Annotated in this window: 20 protein-coding genes and 2 pseudogenes; 8 read left to right on the top strand and 14 right to left on the bottom strand. The window is 39.5% G+C overall.

Going from position 1 to position 20,097, the window contains the following annotated elements; all coding sequences use genetic code 11:
* Positions 1 to 323: 323 nt before the first annotated feature.
* Positions 324 to 1,874: a TonB family protein gene (locus V7L01_RS28605; protein WP_335040897.1), complete on the top strand. Its 1,551-nt coding sequence runs from the start codon at positions 324 to 326 to the stop codon at positions 1,872 to 1,874.
* Between the two features lie 332 nt (positions 1,875 to 2,206).
* Here the strand turns inward: V7L01_RS28605 and V7L01_RS28600 are convergent, their stop codons facing one another.
* The gene (locus V7L01_RS28600) at positions 2,207 to 2,413 is read right to left on the bottom strand and encodes a hypothetical protein (RefSeq protein ID WP_335040895.1); all 207 of its coding nucleotides are present in this window, start codon (positions 2,411 to 2,413) and stop codon (positions 2,207 to 2,209) included.
* Positions 2,414 to 2,600: 187 nt separating this feature from the next.
* Between V7L01_RS28600 and V7L01_RS28595 the strand changes: the two genes are divergently transcribed.
* Both V7L01_RS28595 and V7L01_RS28590 read left to right on the top strand, forming a co-directional pair.
* The gene (locus tag V7L01_RS28595; protein WP_335040893.1) at positions 2,601 to 2,846 is read left to right on the top strand and encodes a hypothetical protein; all 246 of its coding nucleotides are present in this window, start codon (positions 2,601 to 2,603) and stop codon (positions 2,844 to 2,846) included.
* Between the two features lie 10 nt (positions 2,847 to 2,856).
* Positions 2,857 to 3,897: a hypothetical protein gene (locus tag V7L01_RS28590; RefSeq protein ID WP_335040891.1), complete on the top strand. Its 1,041-nt coding sequence runs from the start codon at positions 2,857 to 2,859 to the stop codon at positions 3,895 to 3,897.
* A 79-nt stretch (positions 3,898 to 3,976) separates the two neighbouring features.
* Here V7L01_RS28590 and ilvA read toward each other — a convergent pair whose 3' ends face one another.
* On the bottom strand, positions 3,977 to 5,488 hold the full coding sequence (gene ilvA, locus V7L01_RS28585; protein ID WP_335040889.1) for a threonine ammonia-lyase, biosynthetic: 1,512 nt from the start codon (positions 5,486 to 5,488) through the stop codon (positions 3,977 to 3,979).
* Positions 5,489 to 5,887: 399 nt separating this feature from the next.
* Here ilvA and V7L01_RS28580 point away from each other — a divergent pair, with 399 nt between their 5' ends.
* The 3 genes and pseudogenes from V7L01_RS28580 (at position 5,888) to V7L01_RS28570 (ending at position 7,074) form a co-directional block, all read left to right on the top strand.
* Complete coding sequence (locus tag V7L01_RS28580; protein ID WP_335040887.1) at positions 5,888 to 6,202, top strand: RNA recognition motif domain-containing protein; 315 nt, start codon at positions 5,888 to 5,890, stop codon at positions 6,200 to 6,202.
* 131 nt (positions 6,203 to 6,333) lie between these two features.
* Positions 6,334 to 6,497, top strand: a pseudogene (gene rpsU, locus V7L01_RS28575) (30S ribosomal protein S21).
* Positions 6,498 to 6,573: 76 nt separating this feature from the next.
* Positions 6,574 to 7,074, top strand: a complete 501-nt coding sequence (locus tag V7L01_RS28570) for a hypothetical protein (protein WP_335040886.1) — start codon at positions 6,574 to 6,576, stop codon at positions 7,072 to 7,074.
* A gap of 350 nt (positions 7,075 to 7,424) precedes the next feature.
* Here V7L01_RS28570 and V7L01_RS28565 read toward each other — a convergent pair.
* From V7L01_RS28565 to V7L01_RS28545, 5 genes and pseudogenes are all read right to left on the bottom strand, one after another.
* A pseudogene (locus tag V7L01_RS28565) lies at positions 7,425 to 7,694 on the bottom strand (transposase); the annotation flags it as partial.
* A gap of 316 nt (positions 7,695 to 8,010) precedes the next feature.
* Positions 8,011 to 8,343, bottom strand: coding sequence for an EamA family transporter (locus V7L01_RS28560; RefSeq protein WP_335040883.1), 333 nt, complete (start codon positions 8,341 to 8,343; stop codon positions 8,011 to 8,013).
* 93 nt (positions 8,344 to 8,436) lie between these two features.
* Positions 8,437 to 9,195, bottom strand: coding sequence for a class I SAM-dependent methyltransferase (locus V7L01_RS28555; RefSeq protein WP_335040881.1), 759 nt, complete (start codon positions 9,193 to 9,195; stop codon positions 8,437 to 8,439).
* Positions 9,196 to 9,333: 138 nt separating this feature from the next.
* Entirely contained in the window at positions 9,334 to 10,314 is a 981-nt protein-coding gene (locus tag V7L01_RS28550; RefSeq protein ID WP_335040879.1) for a glycosyltransferase family 2 protein, read from the bottom strand.
* 184 nt (positions 10,315 to 10,498) lie between these two features.
* Entirely contained in the window at positions 10,499 to 12,151 is a 1,653-nt protein-coding gene (locus V7L01_RS28545) for a hypothetical protein (RefSeq protein WP_335040877.1), read from the bottom strand.
* Between the two features lie 1,176 nt (positions 12,152 to 13,327).
* On the opposite strand from V7L01_RS28545, the gene V7L01_RS28540 reads away from it, so the two are divergent.
* A complete protein-coding gene (locus V7L01_RS28540; RefSeq protein ID WP_335040875.1) occupies positions 13,328 to 14,308 on the top strand; it encodes an aldo/keto reductase in 981 nt (326 codons plus the stop codon).
* A gap of 91 nt (positions 14,309 to 14,399) precedes the next feature.
* Here the strand turns inward: V7L01_RS28540 and V7L01_RS28535 are convergent, their stop codons facing one another.
* From V7L01_RS28535 to V7L01_RS28525, 3 genes are all read right to left on the bottom strand, one after another.
* Positions 14,400 to 15,095: a pentapeptide repeat-containing protein gene (locus tag V7L01_RS28535; protein WP_335040873.1), complete on the bottom strand. Its 696-nt coding sequence runs from the start codon at positions 15,093 to 15,095 to the stop codon at positions 14,400 to 14,402.
* A 272-nt stretch (positions 15,096 to 15,367) separates the two neighbouring features.
* Positions 15,368 to 15,550: a hypothetical protein gene (locus V7L01_RS28530; protein ID WP_335040871.1), complete on the bottom strand. Its 183-nt coding sequence runs from the start codon at positions 15,548 to 15,550 to the stop codon at positions 15,368 to 15,370.
* 290 nt (positions 15,551 to 15,840) lie between these two features.
* Positions 15,841 to 16,497, bottom strand: a complete 657-nt coding sequence (locus tag V7L01_RS28525) for a DUF1295 domain-containing protein (RefSeq protein WP_335040869.1) — start codon at positions 16,495 to 16,497, stop codon at positions 15,841 to 15,843.
* 606 nt (positions 16,498 to 17,103) lie between these two features.
* Here V7L01_RS28525 and V7L01_RS28520 point away from each other — a divergent pair.
* Entirely contained in the window at positions 17,104 to 17,229 is a 126-nt protein-coding gene (locus V7L01_RS28520) for a hypothetical protein (protein WP_335041158.1), read from the top strand.
* 116 nt (positions 17,230 to 17,345) lie between these two features.
* Here V7L01_RS28520 and V7L01_RS28515 read toward each other — a convergent pair whose 3' ends face one another.
* From V7L01_RS28515 to V7L01_RS28500, 4 genes are all read right to left on the bottom strand, one after another.
* A complete protein-coding gene (locus V7L01_RS28515; protein ID WP_335040867.1) occupies positions 17,346 to 18,188 on the bottom strand; it encodes an alpha/beta hydrolase in 843 nt (280 codons plus the stop codon).
* Between the two features lie 354 nt (positions 18,189 to 18,542).
* Positions 18,543 to 18,875, bottom strand: coding sequence for a hypothetical protein (locus V7L01_RS28510; protein ID WP_335040865.1), 333 nt, complete (start codon positions 18,873 to 18,875; stop codon positions 18,543 to 18,545).
* A gap of 631 nt (positions 18,876 to 19,506) precedes the next feature.
* Positions 19,507 to 19,773 carry a Precorrin-3B methylase gene (locus tag V7L01_RS28505; protein ID WP_335041156.1) on the bottom strand — a complete coding sequence of 89 codons (267 nt, stop codon included), beginning with the start codon at positions 19,771 to 19,773 and terminating at the stop codon, positions 19,507 to 19,509.
* A gap of 91 nt (positions 19,774 to 19,864) precedes the next feature.
* Positions 19,865 to 20,097, bottom strand: a 233-nt coding sequence (locus V7L01_RS28500; RefSeq protein ID WP_335040863.1) for a hypothetical protein, incomplete at its 5' end; no start/stop codon positions are given.

Here is a 20,097-nt window from a genome sequence, read left to right as displayed (position 1 = left end):
ATCCACAATACAAAATCAGACTACCAGAATCTAGACAAGAGCTGAAACATTTTCTCAATAAAATATAGAATATAATGATAAATTTTTCAAATAGAATGCTGATGATTTTTATTTACTTGTTCGCTAGTTTTACATAACTTAATTTAATTTATTTGAAACAAAAATTAATTTTATGTAGAAACCATGATATTGGTGGTTTAAAAAGATGTTTTGCGATTGCAGGGTTCCGTAAGGCTAACCAACCTAATTTTAATTGTTTACTTGATATTTGTAACCGTACATTCTAAGATGACTAAGATTAGTGAGAATAGGTAGCAATAGCTATGAGCTTTTCCGGCACTACTGTCGAGCAACGTTCCAAAGAAGTTGAGGCTCTCAAGTCTTTTCTGACTTACAGTCTGATAGGTTCACTGGCGCTGCATATCGGCGTACTGTCCTCAGGCATAAGTAATTATTTGACGAGAGTGCCCACAGGAGAAGATGAACCAATAGAAGTGGCGATCGTTGATTCTCCGACTGCGGAACCAGAAAAACCAATTACAGAGATTCCAGAAGAAATAACAAAAGAACCAGAAGTTGTCCAAAAACAGCCTATAGAAACTGCACCAGTAGAAAAAGTTCAGCAGCAAGAACAGATTACAGCGATCGCTCAGAAGCAACAACCGACAATTACGCCGCCAAAAGCAATTGTTACCAAGCCAGAAGTTCCTGTGAAATCTGCACCCATTGCACGATCGGCAACAGAAACTCCTGTGAAATCTGCACCCATTCCCCAATCGGCTCTATCAGGAGCAAGTTCGGCGGGTGGCGGTGGCGGTGGCGGTGGTGGCGGCGGCTCTGGTGTTGGTTTAGGCTCAGGTAGTGGTATTGCTGTAGGTACAAGCAGTGGTACTGGCACTGGCGGAGGAACTGGCACTGGCACTGGCGGTGGCATTGGCAGTGGAACTGGCACTGGCACTGGTAGCGGCATTGGTAGTGGCACTGGTAGTGGAATTGGCAGTGGCACTGGTAGTGGAATTGGTAGCGGCACTGGCAGTGGCACTGGTAGTGGAACTGGTAGCGGGACTGGTAGTGGAATTGGTAGTGGAACTGGTAGCGGCACTGGTAGCGGCACTGGAAACCGTCCCACAGTAGCAACAGCGCCTACACTTCCAAAAATTAACACTTCAGGCAATGGTAATGGTCGTGCAGCCTGCCGCGAATGTAATGCCAAGTATCCAGAGGCAGCAAGACGGCGAGGAGTTGAAGGCAGAGTAGAAGTAGCTGTAGATACTGATGCACAAGGTAATGTTACCAATGTACGGATTGCTCGCTCCAGTGGAAACCGCGACTTGGATGAAGAAACAGCCAGACAAGCGCGTGAGTGGAAATTAAAACCCGCAGAAGGGGGTAGACAAGGAGTATCGATCGCCACTGAATTTGCCATCAAAGGTTCGCGGCGATCGCGCCAAGTTCGAGAACGGCAAGCACAAAGAGAAGCGCAAGAGAGAACTCGGCAGACAACTACTGCCAGCTCCACACAGGAAAATCCAAGACGCAGGCGACGAGAGTTAACACCTGCATCTAATCAAGCTACAGCCACAATACCAAAACCAGCAATATCTGGATTTAGCAGACGGTTAGAACCTCAAAGACGGGAAAGTACTACTACAAACTCATCATCTGGAGCTAGGACAACTCGCCCTCAAGGAAGTGCAAGAGATTCCTTACGCCGCATCCAACGCGAGCAAACGGCTACCGATTCATCACAAAAGCCACAAGCAACCCCAAATCGGCGACGACGAAGAGATAACACCAGCCAGAACAAGTTGCGGGACTCTTTGCGTCGTTTACGCTCACAACCTCAATCGCAACCTGCTGCTCCCAGTCCATAGTAGTAGTCTGTCCCATTAATTCTGATAGGTGAATCAAATTTCAATTTCTCTTCTTTCTTTCTTTCTTTCTTTCTTCGTGTACTTCGCGCCTTTGCGGTTCGTTCTCTTATCCCTGAAATTTAATGAGACACACCAGTAGTAGTCTGTTAAGTTGAAATTGATAGGTTTTTAGTAACCGCTTGGGCGCTTAACGCAAGGGCTAAAGTCCTGATTACGAACTTATTGTTCCAGCAAAGTTGAGTTGACAGACTACTAGTAGAGGGACAAAACTTACTGGAATCATACTTTGATTAGCGGTTCACCGCCTCCTAAAAATAGGAGGCGGTTGTTCTTTAGACAGGAATGGCTTCGTTAAGCATCACCCCTCTACCATGAAGAAGAGGGGTTAGGAGTGCGGTAATTTTATGATGGGCAATTAGACACACTGGCGATCGCTTAATTTGCAATCCCGTACTTTCCCATCTGCAATTTCTCTGACCAAGGCGATGAAAATCGCTTGCGCCTAAAGAGCCTAAAGAATAGTAGTAGTCTTTTCTCATCACCAATTATATGCTGAGAGAAGAGTCTATGGCTAACTATCAAGTCGCTCATCTGCACTTTATGCTAGGCGTTAAATTCACTGATTTGAATAAAACTTCTACATAAACACACACTGATGCAGTTTGATTTGCTTGAATAGCTATATTGATAGGACATTGATACGACGGCAATTCACAATTCCTGATTATGGCAAGTAAATTCATTGATGTTAGGGAATATACTGTCAGGGCGCACAAAAGACAGATTCATACTCGTGTTTTCCAGTTTGTCTGTAAAGAGTGTAACGATCTGACAAAGCGCGAGACTTTTGGGCCTCGACCTTTATATTGTGAGAGATGTCGCCCTCCCCAAGCGCCTAAAAAATCCCAGCCAACATCTCACAAAGCAAAACCCAGAGCAATGTCTTACAAAAGTGACATCGATTTAAATTGATTGAAGCCTTATGACTCAAAATGGACAATTAGAACCACCTCCGGGTACCTTGGTTTCACCACTGTTGGAATTACGAGACTATTATGCTCGCCTTACAGAAGAGTACGAACGCCTCTTTGTGCAAGCGCGATCGCAACTAGATCATGTAGAAGCATTATTATCTAACTGGTCTTTTTCTGATACCAACAAGCAGATATCAAGACTAACGGCGGTTGATGAAACCTCAAATCTTTCCCAAGAAGGCTCTCTGCGGTTTTTATCACCTCTTGATGACATCGATCGAATCAACTTGGTAGAGTCTGCACAGTCAGAACAAAAAGACTCAGACAAGGTTGAGATAGATAATTCTTTTTCTGCTGCTGTTGATACAAAAGAAAGTCAACCTCCAACTATATCGCCAGATCCAAAGATCGTCCCAGAGAATAACGATAGTGCAGCAAAGGTGGCGGAAATACCCATGCTACCCAAGTATCAGCACACTCTCTCGCGAATGGAAGCCATAAAACAGCTATTGCAAGAGCAGATAGGCACTGTCTGTCATATCGATTTTATCGTGCGATCGCTTTATGGAGAGTTAGATTCCAATCTATTCAAAGTAGTTAAAGGCAGGGTTCAATCTTCCCTCACCCAAGGCAGAGAAAGGAATTACTGGGTAACTATTCCCGATGAGCCAGGTTGTTATACTCTGGATTTAAGTTTGGTAGTCCCAAGTAATGGCAATGGTGCTTTTAAAAGCATCAAAAACAAAAAGAAGAAACCTTTCTTACCCCCGACAAAAACAGTACCAATGCTCAATGCCTTTGAGGGTCAATTTTTAATTGATGCCCTGACCTCTCTGTTTGAACAAAATCCAGGTAAAGTTTTCAGCGTCGCTGAAGTCATCGCCGGAATTTATGGAGAACTAGATTCTCAGCAACTTAGAGAGATCAAAAATAAGGTGCTGAATGAATTATCTAGAGGCTATCGGACAGGGAGATTCTCTAAGATTCCTGACAAAATCGGCTTCTATACTTTGGACTACAATCTGATATTGAAGGGTAGTTCTCGCTAAATTGGCATTGGGAAGAGGCAGAGGGGCAGGGGGAAGGGTGCAGAAGAGAAGAATTTTCCCCCTGCTCCCTACTCCCCATCTATCCCAAAAACAGCTTGTATGCGGGATTCTTGTTTTCATCCCAATAGCGATAGCCCAAGTTATCGAGAAAAGCTTGCCACTCTTCCATCTCATGGGGGGGAACCTGGATACCAACAACGATTCGTCCGTAGTCTGCACCATTGTTGCGGTAGTGAAAAAGACTAATATTCCAAGCGGGACTCATGGAAGTAACAAACTTCATCAATGCGCCGGGACGTTCGGGAAACTCAAAACGGTAGAGCAATTCATTGTGAGCAAGGGGAGAGTGCCCACCCACCATGTGCCGCAGATGTAATTTAGTTAGTTCGTCGTCGGTTAAATCAAGGGTTTCAAATCCATGAGCTTCAAAGGTTTCTACCATCTTTGCAGCGTCAGCACGATTTTGAATTTGCACGCCGACAAAAATATGGGCTGTTTTTTCATCGGCAATGCGATAATTAAACTCCGTAAGATTACGATTGCCAATACATTCACAAAACTGGCGAATACTTCCCCGTTGCTCAGGAATTGTGACTGCAAAGATCGCTTCGCGGCGTTCGCCTAATTCTGCGCGTTCTGCTACAAAACGGAGGCGATCGAAATTCATGTTTGCACCGCAGGCTACAGCAATTAAGGTTTGTCCCTGGATTTGTTCTCGTTCTGCGTAGGCTTTGGCAGCTGCGATCGCTAATGCACCGGCTGGTTCTAAAATCGATCGTGTATCCTCAAACACATCTTTAATTGCAGCACAAGTATCGTCTGTATCCACCAGAATAATTTCATCTACATACTGCTGACACAAACGGAAGGTTTCTTCACCTACTTCCCGCACCGCTACACCATCAGCAAATAACCCCACTTGAGACAAGCGCACCCGATGTCCAGCTTTTAGCGATTGAGACATAGCATCAGCATCTACTGGTTCAACCCCAATAATCTTGATTTCCGGACGTAAGCGTTTCACATAAGCCCCAATCCCAGAAATTAATCCGCCCCCTCCAATTGCGACAAAAATCGCATGGATGGGTTGCTGATATTGTCGTAAAATTTCCATGCCAATTGTTCCCTGTCCAGCAATGACATGCGGATCGTCAAAGGGATGAATAAAGGTTAAACCTTTTTCTACTTCTAATTCACGGGCATAGCTATAAGCATCATCGTAGGTGTTTCCATGTAACACGACTGCTCCGCCCCTCATTCTAACTGCGTCCACCTTGACTTGGGGTGTGGTTACTGGCATAACGATAATCGCTTTGGTTCCCAGGCGATTGGCTGCAAGGGCGACTCCCTGAGCATGGTTCCCCGCAGACGCGGCGATTACACCCTGTGCCAATATATCTGGTGGCAGTTGCACCATTTTGTTATAAGCACCCCGTAATTTAAAGGAAAATACTGACTGCATATCTTCACGTTTCAACAGAAGTTGATTATTCAGCCGCGCAGACAAATTTGGGGCATACTCCAGTGGTGTTTCCTGGGCAACATCATACACACGGGCAGTCAGGATTTGGATGAGGTAGTCGCAAAACATGGGCGTCAAAGTGTTAGCAAATGCCGGATGGAAATTAATTTTACGTTACAAGCGATCGCACTGGTTTTATTTAATTGCACTCTCTCGAAATTTTGAGTGAATAAAATTTAAAAATTACTAATACTCATTGAAGAGAAATAAGTTCAGCGATCGCAATTTTTTTGGTGACCTTTCATTCAATGCGATCGCTGGTAGGTTGATTTTAAAAGGCTTTTGCCAACTGTCCGAGTATTTAGATCGATAGATAAGTATAGTGTTCTTTATGAACATAACTTCTCAATTTATGTTAAAGTATGCATGAAAGATTAAATTCGGCTGTGTAGTTTGTTTTTATATATACTTGTATTACAGACCTCTCCGGATATAAATCTCTACACCCCCTGATTCTGGAGACATTCTATGTCAATTTACGTCGGTAACCTATCTTATGAGGTTAAAGAAGATGACCTCCGGCAAGTCTTTGCAGAATACGGAACTGTAAAAAATGTTCAATTGCCTATCGACCGAGAAACAGGTCGGGTGAGAGGTTTTGGCTTTGTCGAAATGGAATCAGACGCACAAGAAGAAGCAGCGATTGAGGCCCTTGATAATGCTGAGTGGATGGGCCGGAGCTTAAAAGTTAATAAAGCGAAGCCGAAAACAGACGGAGGTTCCTCTGGTGGTAGACGAGGAAACTATGGTGGTGATGGTGGCGGCTCGTCTCGTCGCTATTAAGGTCTAAAACTAAGAATTTCACTCTAAAGTCTTGAAGGCAGACAAGGCGTCTGCCTTTTTTTGTGCTTAGGTTGACTGGAGTATTCAGGACAACCCAACTACTAATTAAGTCAATTTAGTAGAAATATAATATAACCAAGATAATTGTAGGCGAAAATAAAGGGATTGAATCAGCCTCACGTCGATTTAAGCGAGAAGTATCCAAAGCGGGGTTTTTCCAGATATTAAAAAGTATCGTTACTTTGAAACGCCTCTGCAAAAGCACAAACAGGGTCAGAGAAGTTTTTGCAATTGATAATAACTATCTTTTATAAAGCTACGCTAACGCATAGCTTACCGTAAGTATCATTTTTGTAACAGGTGTAGCAATCATGAACCCAGAAGCTAAACATATTGTTGGCGAACTAAGGCGTGAGTTCTACTCTAACTTTGCTGCTGCGATGAATATGCCGGTAATCGTAACTGGTACATCTTATAGTAGTAATTCTCCGATCGCATCTTGGATGGATCGTAAGCAGAGACTGAACTATATAAATGTATACGCTTATACAGCACCTGATGAATTTGTTCCATTTCGCCCCTTCATTCTTCGACTAGCTATCAACAAAAGTGCTGGGATCGCGATGTTAAGAAAAGGACAAGTATGCCGAGGTCTAAATTTGCTGTGGGACTTTGAGTTAACTGTACTACCAAAAGAAATCTTAGACTTTCTTCCCTGGATAGTTAACTTAGTTGAGGCTCATGATAAAGGTTCGCCCTTGTTACTACAATCACCGCCTCATTCATTTGAATTAGAAGTGCCAGAGGTTGGGTTCTTTAATAACGCATGGACGCAGAAAGCTTGGCTCCTTGCAAATTCTACAATATCCTAATGGTTGGCAATTCCTCCACAAGTGCGATCGCTTTAACCTTGCCCCTACTACTGATGGTGTTCTGAAATTTCCGGCTGGTACTAAAAATCCTTAACTGAACCGTATTGCTTTCTTTAGATCTGATTTAACTTAATAATTTAATTGCCAAAATAAATAAAGCAATTCATGAAAATCATATATTTAACGTAGTTATTACGTAAAGGTATGTTTAAGCGAATTTAAGCAGAATTTCGCAGATACAAATTTGAAGTAAAGAGGTATGAAGTAATAAGTGAATGTACTTGATTCAGGCAAGTATTAACCAGGGTAAGAGCATCTCAATCAGGCTTGACATAAGGGCTGAGAGGAATCTAATGTAGGTCAAGAAAACAACAACTGAGAACTCGAATCATATAATTGTTGTCCATAGCAGTGCGCTTCATTTTTTGTCGGAGACTACGTTTGTAAGTTTGTTCACGATTGAGAGCATTGAAAGCAATGCGTCGTAAAAGAGCAAAATGCCGGGGACTATGAAAAGAGCGAATGCGGCAAGAATCCTCAGCAAAAGTACAATCAAGAATCCAATGAGCTTGGTTTTCAATACTCCAATGTTTGCGGATAGCACGACCTAAAAGTTGTGCCCTAGCTTGTCTTTGTTCTTTTGTCAAGTTCTTATTATACCAAATTAGATGAGCTTACCCTGGGATAGTAGAGACAATAATTAATCCTGTCTCTACTCCAAACTCATGATTTTTATGTCTTAGTTTAGAGGTGTTAACCTGTTCTAATTCCTCGTTGCAAGCAATCTCGTCACAATATTTTCCTTTTTCTCCATGAAGAAATTTAGGGACTTGAAACTTGAAACCGATTATCAAAGGAATTTTAACCTCTTTCTAATCCTCTGCTTTTTGGTTTCCTGAATCCTTCTTTTTGTAATGCAACTAAATCTGAAAATGATTAACTATAGTTTAATATGTATATACCAAGACCAATCAACAATAAGGCAAAAATTTGATTTACTCCAAAAGCCTCTCCCCAGAGTAAATGGCCCAGAAAAACTACAGCAACATAGCTAATAGAAACACTCGGAAAAGCTACTGAAATGGGTATGTATTTAAGGGAATATATATAAAATAGTGCAGCCAAAAAATATGATAATAAACCTATTACAACGTAAGGTTGAAGAAATAACATTTTATTTCCAAAACTCTGGATTGCTCCAGCTTTTAGACTAATCTGACCACATACACCAATAAGAATTGAAATTGCTAAAGATAGATAAGGATTCACAAAAATACTCTCCAAATTAACCTCATAACTAATCTCTATTTGTACAAAAGATATCTTGAAAATATGTGAATCTCTTGCTTTATGATTTAAATATCATGCTTCCACAATATAGTACTGAGTCCATAGCAACCAATCAATCGCTCCATTAATAATCTTCGATTCTAACCAACGCTCAAAGTTCAATCCTATCTTGCCTCCAAACTCGGCAATAAACGGGAGGTACATTCCAGATTTAAAGCGTTCACAGATATGAAAACCGACACTTTCTAATTGCCTTACTACCTCCTCAGATGTCATTAAGTTGATATGACCTGTCTCCAGGATCGGTTCCCTATAGATCAACCTAACTAGGTCGATAATGCCTGGCATAAAGGCAATCTTTGCCATTAACTCAAGAGGACTCCAACGTTGGGGTGTCGAGAGTATTAATAGGCCACCTGGCTTAAGTAGGCGGTGCATTCCTGCAATAGCAGATATTGAATCGGCAATATGCTCAATCACCTCTGTGCAAAGGATAAGATCAAAACTTGCATCTGGTAGTTTAGTGTTAGTGATGTCATCAACAATAAAACTCAGGTTAGAATACATCTCTCTAAGGTTGCTAGCATACTTCAAGTAAGCATATTCCACATCACTAGCAGTCACTTGCTCAAATAGTTCTGCTAGGATCGGTAGATAAATACCAGACCCAGGACCAACCTCTAGAGCACGATTATGTTGCTTATTGGCTACAATTGCTTGTATTTTGTTAATGATCCAATCTCGACGTGTACAGTGTAACCACCGTCTTGTCAGATTCTTTGATATGTAAAGTGTCTGTTGAAGTTCGACTAGTTCTGATTTGGTAGTCATAGCAATAATTAAAGATTAAGAGTGGATCATATGTTGAATGCAAAAAAACCAAACTTGTTTCAACTTAAAGGCAAGTCACAAAATGTTTGCAAGTAATAAATATGAGTAACTTCCTTCTTACTTTTCGATCAATATTCTTCATTTTGATACAAAGGTGTGATTAAGAGATTCAGACACAAAGCCGTAACATTCTCGCACTACATAAAGAGGACGTCCTTTTACTTCTTCATAGACGCGACCAAGGTATTCACCTATTATGCCAAGACTAAGCAGTTGCACTCCCCCTAAAAAGAGTACTACAACCATTAAAGAAGCGTAACCAGGAACAACAATACCGAAGAGGAAAGTCCTAATTATCATAAAGCTAGCGTATAAGAAAGAAAACAAGGAGAAAGCAAGACCAATGTAGCTCCATACCTTTAAAGGTATGAAACTAAATGAAGTAATACCGCCAATCGCAAAGTTCCAAAGTCGCCAATAATTCCACTTAGTAGTTCCCTTGTAACGTTGAGGACGCTCAAACAAAATTGAAGTTTGCTTAAAACCAACCCAAGCAAATAAACCCTTCATAAAACGATTCTGTTCTGGCATTTGTTTAAGAACATTAACCACGCGTCGATCAAGCAAACGAAAATCTCCCGTGTTGCAGGGGATTGGAATAGGACTCAACCGAGCTATTATTTGGTAAAAAGCATTGGCTGTAAAGCGCTTGAGCCAAGTTTCTCCTTGACGTGAAAGACGAGTTGCATAAACTACATCATAGCCTTCACGCCATTTGGCAATTAGTTCCTCAATTAATTCGGGCGGATCTTGAAGATCTGCATCAATCGGTACTACTGCTGCTCCTGTTGCATAGTCAATACCAGCCGTTAGAGCAATTTCCTTACCAAAGTTACGGGACAAGTTGACCACCTTAATTGTAGGATTACACTGATGATACTCAACTAAATACTTCAGAGTATTATCTTTACTTCCATCATTTACACAAACAATTTCATATTTCATTTTCAAACGAGCTAGTACACATAATAATCGCTCAAATAAGTAATCTATGTTGAGTTCCTCATTGTACATGGGTATTACTACAGAAAGTTCTACATCGTTTTTCTCTATGAGCATTTACAAAACCTGCTGCTTCATTTAATACTAATTAGAATGATATAAACCAGATGTGATACCATATCGCTGACCAAAGTTGCGACTAAATTGAATCCCTTTAATTCGCGGATATTTTTTAGCTAATTCTACTATGATTTTCTAGGAGTGATTGCCTCTACAATCCTCAACCAAAATTATCTCTAAACTAAATTTTCTCTTCTTCTGGAACACTAATGTGTATTCTCCCTGAACCTTGCTCACCTAACCAACTACGATTACCTAACCATTGCACTTCACCAGATAACCAAGGCTTACTAAAAATAACTTTGTAGCCAGGTAGATGAAGATCTTCATCGGAAAGTATGACTGCCTTTTTTGTATTAATTATTTGCTGAATTTTTTTTCTTTCTTCAGGGTATGCTTGTTCGATTAAGCCTATATACCATGATGTCATTTGAACTTTTGGTAAATTATTAATTACCATAGCAACAGAGTCTTCCGTATAATTTATTATGTAGTGTGAATTTTGATATTTTGATATATGTTGATATATTTCTCGATAAAACTCATGGTATTTTGGACTCAAAATCTTTCCTTTAAAAATACTAATTTCTGTCGAAATAATTCCTTTACCCATCAAAATATCTAATTTCCAAGGAACATAAGCAGCGCTTGTTGCTGAGGCTGAGAAGATAAGACTACTTGCCCAAATAAAACAAATAGAAATTAATGGTAAAAGTATAATTATTTTAATCTTGCGACCAAACCGTTGAGATGTTTGAATAACAGAGTAAATAATGACTCCTACGCCGAGGGATGAACCATTGATTAATCTAAAAAAATCATACGAGTTAATTCCATTTAAGTATCCAAAAAGAGTAACTAGACAAAATTCCATTACAAGAGCTTCATCTTGAGCTAAGTTTTTCTTCAAAAACAATTTATTAAATAAATAAAATAGTGTAATAAAACTCCAACAAAAGATGATTGTAAAGAAAATTATTCGTGAGTCAGCTATATCATTTCCAAATGTAATAAACATCGATTTGAATAGATCTGGAAAAATATTTAAAATTGTTAATCCATCTTCATTTTTAGCTGCTTCTAACAGAATGATTTGATTATGAATCCAAAAGTCATACAGAAGACCATTAGAGAATAAAAATAATAAAAATAACAAGGTTGGAAATAGAAACCCTAAGCCAAAAAATACAAGTCTGGACTTAGTAGTTTTTTTCTGAAAAATAATTTCGTAAGCAAAAAATAATATAAAAGGGGGTAATATAGCTTGAAATGATGTGTATCTACATAATAAAGATAATCCTAAGAATAGTCCAGATAAAAACACATTCTTCTTGTTTATTTTACTAAAAAACATAAATATTGATAATAGAAAAAATGTATAACAATAGTAATTTGACCAGGGTTGTGTAATATATGCATTTAAAAGAAAGATTAAAAGAGTCGAAAAAAATGCTGCATATTTAGGCAGAAATTTTAAAAATATTTGATATGACAAAAAAAGACTCAATGAATAAAATATGCCAGTAGCTATACCTATAGATATCAATCTCTCTCCAAATAATGTTAGAGAAAGACTCTGAATCAAATTTGTTATAATTCCATAACTAGTAAATGTGTCTTTATAAGGAATTAAGCCTCTTTTTAGATCGAGAGCTTGTACATACATCAATCCCCAATGGGGGCTATCAGAAGTAAGAATTGATTCAATCCAGCTAAATCCAAAACTTAAGCAGCAAATTAGCAATACTGAAAAATCAAAAATTATGCTATTTTTGGAATTTATAAATTCAAATTTTTGTTTATATTGGTTAAAAACTACGTCAGTATTCGTCATGTTTATATACTCCCTAACTTTTCTGAACTACGCATTATTGCCACCAAAATTCAGTGAATGCTAAAGCAAACTCTGTTTGGCAGAATTAAACTTTCAATATTAAGTAAAACAACACACACAAGTATTTGAGAAAATTCTAAATAAGCGAAACAATCGCACTCCAAGGATGAAGTATAGCTTCATCTCTCAATTCAGGCTAAATTTAAATTCTTACGAATAATGGCAAGGTTTTTAGTACCTCTTAATGCTTAAGTAGGTAAGCATCAACAAATAGTTAAAGGCTTGTGGTAAGCGCTAAAGAGCTTTAGCGCTTACTACGAGCGATTTTCATAATTTGGTTTATTCTTGCCTATGCACTTAACTATAATGACAACCTATATAATTTAGCAAGCAAGTATTAATAGAGAATTCTTATCAATAAGTTTACTAGCTATCAAGCTTAAGGGCTTTAAATAATCTCTAACTTTTGATAGATGTCAATGTGAGACTTAAGGTTTTCAGGATTGGGTAATGGATAAAAAAGTATAGAATATCACAATCATGAGCCAAAGTTATTATCTCTACAGTTGTTAATTTAATGAGTCTTGTCGTCTATGGAGTCCATCTATAAGTGCATGCAGCCCACCAAGCATCTCTTTACATAGTTTTGTTTTTTCGCAGCGACTTACTTAACGCTCTTTCACTACTCTCTGGATAGAGATTCCTTAAACCTTGCAGCCAATGTCATCTATCTAAAGATACAAAACTAATAACTTTAAATGATAAATTGTCTTTTTTGATAGTAAATTACTATAACTGGGTTATTCCTAAAGCTACTTATTCTTGATAATGTCATCTAGAGTAAATAAAAATTAGTTGCAACAAATTTAGATATTTATCTTAACTCAAGCGTATTGACTCTTGTCGTTTGCAATTGAGTTAACGATAATCATTCAGCAAACTCTTAAATTCGATTTACCTTTCTGCCAAACCCACCTGTCCTCCGATTAACCCCACAAAACGATAACCGCTATATTTGCCTGGAAATCATGCTACTCGTGCTAGATATTAGCAATTACTAAAAGGCTGGCTAGGATGGCATTTCTTTTCTACGAGACGCTACGCGAATATTTTGAATTTTGAATTTTGAATTACTATATGCCTGATAATTAATAAGGCAATCTACAGAGAGCAAAGATGCAGACTCTCCAAAAACTCACTCTCCCAAGTATGGGCTGCGGGACTTGGGCCTGGGGCAACCAATTGCTTTGGGGATATGACGAAAGTATGGATGACCAGTTGCAAGCCGTCTTTAACCTTTGTGTAAGCAACGGTGTAACTTTATTTGATACAGGTGATTCTTACGGAACTGGGAAATTGAATGGTCAAAGTGAGTTACTCCTGGGACGATTCAGCCGAGAATATGTAGGTTCGGGTAAAGAAAATATTTGTATTGCTACTAAGATTGCTGCTTACCCGTGGAGATGGACGCGCCAGTCAATGGTAAGGGCTTGCAAGTCATCTGCCCAACGCTTGGGAAGAAACGTAGATTTGGTACAGATGCACTGGTCTACAGCGAATTATGCTCCTTGGCAAGAGGAAGGGCTGTTAGATGGCCTTGGCGATTTGTATGAGCAAGGACTGGTGAAAGGAGTGGGACTATCCAATTATGGGACTAAACGGCTTAAGCAAGTGCAGAAAAAGTTTGCTGAACGAGGCGTTCCGATTACAACTCTGCAAGTTCAATACTCTTTGTTGTCTACATATCCTGTCACCCAACTAAAGCTCAAAGACCTTTGTGATGAGTTGGGAATTAAATTAATCGCCTACAGCCCTCTAGCTTTGGGGCTACTGACAGGAAAATACTCCGAGCAAGGCCCTTTGCCCAAAGGCATCCGAGGTCTGCTGTTTAGGCAGATATTACCAGGAATGCGATCGCTTTTGGCATGTTTGCGAGAGGTGGCACAGTCCAGAAACAAAACTATGTCACAGGTAGCAATTAATTGGTGTATCTGTAAAGGAACCATTCCCATCCCTGGAGCAAAAAGCGTGGAACAGGCGAGGGAGAATATTGGTGCATTGGGTTGGCAATTAGACGCTAGTGAGATTGCAGAGTTGGATAAGGCGGCGGCGAATACAGACAAAAAAATGGTACAAAATATCTTTCAAACTAAGTAAAATTCCAATGTTACTGAATTTGAATATGAATCATTATTGTTGTTGGTTACTTAAACAAACCGCACCTAAGTCCAATCGTCTCTAGGCGTGCTTATTGTTCAGCAAAAGCCAAGTCACTTTCAATTATCTTGGCACCTGTTAGGTTAGCCCCACTCAAATTGCAGGAGTGGAAATTTGCCCCTCTTAGGTCTGCTAGTGCTAGATTGGCTCCTCTTAGGTCTGCATCAGTGAGGTTAACTTCACTTAAGTTAGCGCTACTTAGGTTAGCCCCCCTCATATCTGCTAGTTGCAGGTTTGCTTTGGTTAGGTTTGTCCTCATTAGATATGCCTTACTCAGGTCAGCTCCACTTAAATTAGCTTCACTTAGGTCTGCGGCTGTTAAATCAGCTTTACTTAAATTGGCTTGGCTGAGGTCTGCCGAACTCAACTTTGCATAACTTAGGTTAATTTCACTCAGCTTCACCGATGCAAGTACTGCACACCTCAAATTAGCATTAATAAAATTTCTTTCTCCGATCGCATAACGGCGTAAAATTTCATCGGTTGCTACTTTGTCTAAAACAGCTTTTGATGCGCCTTGATAACACCATGTAGCTTCTAATAGTTTGGTAGCAGTGTCAACAGCTATCTCATCGCATTTAGCTATTATCACACCATTGCAGCCATCCCACTCAGCGTTAAGCATAAGGGCAATCTCACTAGCGGCAGCAATTGAGTCAAATAGTAAAATAGATTCTTTGTGCGGTTTTAACCAGCTATTCCAACCAATCGAGATAATATTTTTCATTTCTATAACTTTTTGCGCGTTACGTGACGATTACGGCTTTAAGTTCAAGATTTTAATAAACTTTGCTGACTCTAACTCCGCCTTGAGTTATTTATTCAAAGTTAGTTCCACCAGCATAAAAGACTAGGCTTCGGTTTTCAAGACTGGCTGTTTTGTGCGTTAGTTAGTGACTGGGCGCTGCACAAAGACCTACAAAACTAATGCAATCCATTTATAGCGCCCAGTCACAAAGGAGTTACAATCGGCTGAAGTACAAATGCAATAACTTAGTTCTAAATAGCTGAGTCTGAGCGTTCTATTTGCTGCCGAATGGTATCAATAGAAGCATTGATGCCAGCCAGTCTGGACTCTAAATCATCTCGCATCCAAGTCAAGAATTTTAATTTCCGCTCTAAGCCAGCTTTGCGCGAAATGGGTTCGCTTCCATAACAGGTATTACCCCAAAAAGGAAACATAGTTTACCTCTGTATTTAGCTTTTGTAACAGTGCAATATATTGCACTACTACACTACATTATGACTAATCACAATCAGACTGGTGTGTGTAAGAACCGATCTAAATTGTACGTGCTTAACGAACTTTACTAAAAGTTATCTAATTAGACCTGTCCGAAATATAAAATTGGGCACAAAAAATGGTAGAAAGAGATTTGAGTGTCTACCTTTGGTCTACAGTGCGATCGCGCGGGTGCGTTGATTTGTTTTTAAGCTTGAGAAAGATTCAGTTCTCGCTTTTGGCCGCAGTTCTACCAAATGAATGGTATAAAACGAGAGCTAGATTGTTGATACTCTGCATACTCTGGATACTTGACAGACATTGCCTGTTCTTTTTGAGATATACGCCAGAGATATAAGATAAAAATGTATCCTGGTACTAAATAAGCCCAGAAGGAGCCAGCTACAACGCTAAAACTTAAGTACCGTAGCAAATCTGCAAAATAATTGATATTGCGAGAAAAACGCCAAATGTTGTCACGTACTAGCCCCGCTTGAAACTGTTTGGCAGTGAGTTTTTGGACATCGGCAGTGGCATTGATCAGACTACCAAAAATGTAGAGTAAAAGTGCAATAGCAGCTGTTGCCATTGATAAGGGAACAGGATTGATAAATGCTAAGTATCCAGGTAAGACATAAAAAAATCCTACAATTAATACTGTAAAAATGAGAGTTCCTACCCCAGCAGGCTCATTAAATATCTTTTGTCGCTCTGGAAACAACCACTGCTCCAGCAACCACCACAGACAGTAGCTAATATGCAGACACATATAAATAAGCTGCCGCCAGTCTTGGATACCGAAAACAACAGCAAAACCAACCAAACAAAAAATTGTAAGGATTTTTGTCAAATTAATGACTTTTAAGAGGGTTAATCCAGGGTTTTCAGTGTTGACAGTATTTTGCATAAGTTATTGAAATAAAGGCTCTTCATTACTTAACTTATTATTCTAAATTGTAGAGCGAGCAATTATTTGACCGCAGTGACAAATTATAAATCAAGTTCTTTGAACTAGCATTTCCCATACTGCCATCAATTCTTTCCATTTCCCCGTTAAGAAAAAGGTGAAATGACGGCGGCATTTTAAATAAAGACAGAAAGATTCTGCCAATTTGGCATTACAAGCCTCTGTTTTGCAGTTTAAATGAGATATCAAGAAAACGGGAGAGCCCAAAGGTTACACGAGGAATGGTTTACCCTATGCCTCAGTACTTGTGCAAATCGCCAGTTGTTGGCCCAACGCTGTAGAATATCTTTTCAGGCAGCTTACAGCGCTCGGTCATCGCTTCGCTACAACTGGCTAGTAATTTACTAGAAAACACATAGCAATTGATAAATCTATCTACTGGTTAGATTTGGCAGACATCCTTGCTGGCATATTTCCTCTCTTTTCTACTAGAGGCTGCGCGATCGCAGTAAACATCACTGTCATTGTGATAATATACATTCTTCCAATTTAAATCCCTCTATTGACAGAAGTACAATTACTCAGTCTTAATCGCATCTTCAATATATTCGCACGCTGACTGGTCATAAAAAAGTAACTTTTGGTGTTCCAGCAGTTGTTATTAGCCCAGATGGACAAACCCTGATTAGTGGAGGTAGAGATGATACTATTCAAGTTTGCCAAATTAACTAAAAGTGATGGCAATACGGTTCGGATAAGGTTTTTTGATGAAAATTCTAGATCAGAAAGACGCGATTTATCGCGTCTCTTGCCTTAACCGAACCGTATTGAAAGCGATGGGATATTTTTTATTTGGAAGTTCCTACTTGCTGATTTGCCTTGACAAGGCTAGTAAACTCTTGCAAAGTTTTCTGATACTTTTCTTCAGCTACCCAGAATAAATCATTATGATTTGATTGCTCAACCCACAAAGAAAGTTTTGGGGATATTGCTGCATTGAACAATTTTTCTCCATGAGCAAAAGGAATAATCTCATCTGCTTTTCCATGAATCACCAATATCGGACATTTTACTTTTTTGATATTGTCCAGATTGGGAAATTTATCAAAAGGTAAAATCCGAAAAGGTACTATGACTTGAAAAGCAGAAATAAACGAACTTTCAATAATTAAACCAGCTACTGGTTTCCGCATTGCTAAATTTACCGCAGAACCACCGCCAACCGAACGCCCCAAAACTATAATTCTTTCTGGAGGGATTTTTAAGTTTTGGGTCAAATAATTGTAAGCGCTATTGATATCTTCGTATGCGTGACTTTCTGTCGGCTCTCCTTCACTCGTGCCATAACCACGATAATCATAAGCGAAGACACTAAAACCCCATGCGTGTAGTTTTTTTAGTACCTGTTTGATATCTCCTAAATCTTCGGAATTACCATGCGAATAAAGAATAGTATATTTAGCTTGATTGTTCAACAAGTATGTAGCTGATATCTTCGTATTTTCTCCACTTGTTAACTTAATAATTTCTGAATTATCCTGATAGCTAGAAGGTTGAGAAAGAAAAATCATGCTATCTGCTCGGAAATATACATATCCACTAAAAAATATATAGATAAATATTAAAGATTTAACCAGTCGTTGCCAAGTCAAATCGCCAATTAGCAGTTTTAAAACTTGCTGTTTTTCCATTAGATTTTATTTATCGGGTAAAGCTTTATCAAGAATAAAGGCGTCATTCGTCATAATTTCATTGGCTATTGTATACGAGTGGTTGATGAATCAATGAGTTTAATACAGCAGATTGCAAGATACTAAGTAAGAATATTTTTATCTGGCTATAGATAAAAAAAGCATTTTTTACTTGCTGTAGCTTTCTATAAGAAAAGCATCCGCTAATTGCAAAGGGTTAAACCCAGCAATTGAAAGATATAAAGGTCAAAAAAAGGAATTATCGTTTCAGCGATCGCACAATACTCAAACTATCTTTGACAGTGCTATTTCAACAATATTGGTAAATTATGATGGGCGTAAACATAGCTCAAATTACTTTCTTGATTTGAATGCCTGTTGGCTCAATTGCATCACAATATCTTGTGGCAATGGATCTGTTAGGGCATCGGTAGGCAGAGATTTAATAAAAGCTGTTACCTCTTCCCCAGTTTTGTATTTTCCTTCAATCCAATCATCGGCAATCTGTTTAGCCACCTGACTAGCATCATTTCGGTTATTGTGGGCAGTGATGCACTGAATATCATACCCAGTAAAGGTAATCCATGTCTGCCAACGTTGCGTAACTGGATGTTGCACAATCCCTGTACACAGTTCATTGTCGTTAAACACTGGTTTCTTCTGGCGACGGACAAATCTTTTAACCATAGCTGCTGTTGGTAAACTCTAATTTAAGATTCCCCAAATTTGCAGCATATAAACACTCAAGTTTTTCTGGCTCTATCGCTTTGCTGACTTTTCACGTTATGTGGAAAAGTCCACAAAAACCTAACCCCCTAACCCCCTTCCCGACACGGGAAGGGGGAAAATTCAAAGTCTCTCTCCTTTTAGGAGAGAGATTTAGAGAGAGGTTTTTCAGATACCGTGAAAAGTTAGATCGCTTTGGGGAGAGAAAGAAATAAGTGTATTTATGGCTATTCCAGTAGTAAAAAGTTTACTCACCTGGTTGTTTCGCGTCAGTTTTACCCCACCCTAACCCTCCCCTTATAAAGGCTACCGTGTATACACAAGTCGTCCTCTACCCACATTTTTGTCAGAGTGAAACTGTTACACTCACCGATATCCCGCCCAGAACTGAAGTTCAGGGCTGATAGCCCAAGTCCACTAAGCGTGGACTAAACGATTAATTCAGTCCACGCTTAGTGGACAGTAGCTCTGAGACTCGGAATGAATTCCGAGTCGGAATAGAAACGCAGTGCGAGATTTATGAATAAATATATGGCTGCGGTAAGACTTGTGTGTACACCGTAGCCTGCTCCCCCTGCTCACCTCAACAGGACTATTTTGATTTTCGTGCCGATTTAGGCGGTGTTCGGTGTGCGCCAAAGTACTTCTCACTCCGATAGCGCAACCACACCCGTAACGCTTGCGGAATCTGCTCTTTTTCTTCCTTGCTCAGTGTATTGTAAAGGAAGATTGCGCGATCGCGTTCACCCCGACAGGCAGCGTTATTGTGAGCATCCCAATAGCTGCGGGCTACCCGAATCCGCCGACAGACTTCTTTAATCAGCGCTTCTCCTGTGAGTGGAGCGTCCTGCTTTGCCATACTCAGATGCAATAAATTTCTAATGCGATCGTAGCGAGTCAGACTCATTCTCACAATCGCAACTTAAACAAATTAAACCCGTAAATCGATATCAAGTCCATCTCAATAAGCAAAAGGCATATTGCTTACTCAAAATACCCGATCGCTTACTCATTTCGGTAGATTTAGCAAGCAAAAAGGCATATTGCTGACTCAAAATGCTTGATTGCTTACTAATTTCGGTAGATTCAGCAAGCAAAAAGGCATATTGCTGACTCAAAATGCTTGATTGCTTACTAATTTCGGTAGATTCAGCAAGCAAAAAGGCATATTGCTGACTCAAAA

The organism is Nostoc sp. (genome assembly GCF_036917095.1).
Classification (GTDB): Bacteria; Cyanobacteriota; Cyanobacteriia; order Cyanobacteriales; family Nostocaceae; genus Nostoc.
Note: the sequence above shows the minus strand (reverse complement) of the source record. Positions and strands in the feature narration are given on the sequence as shown.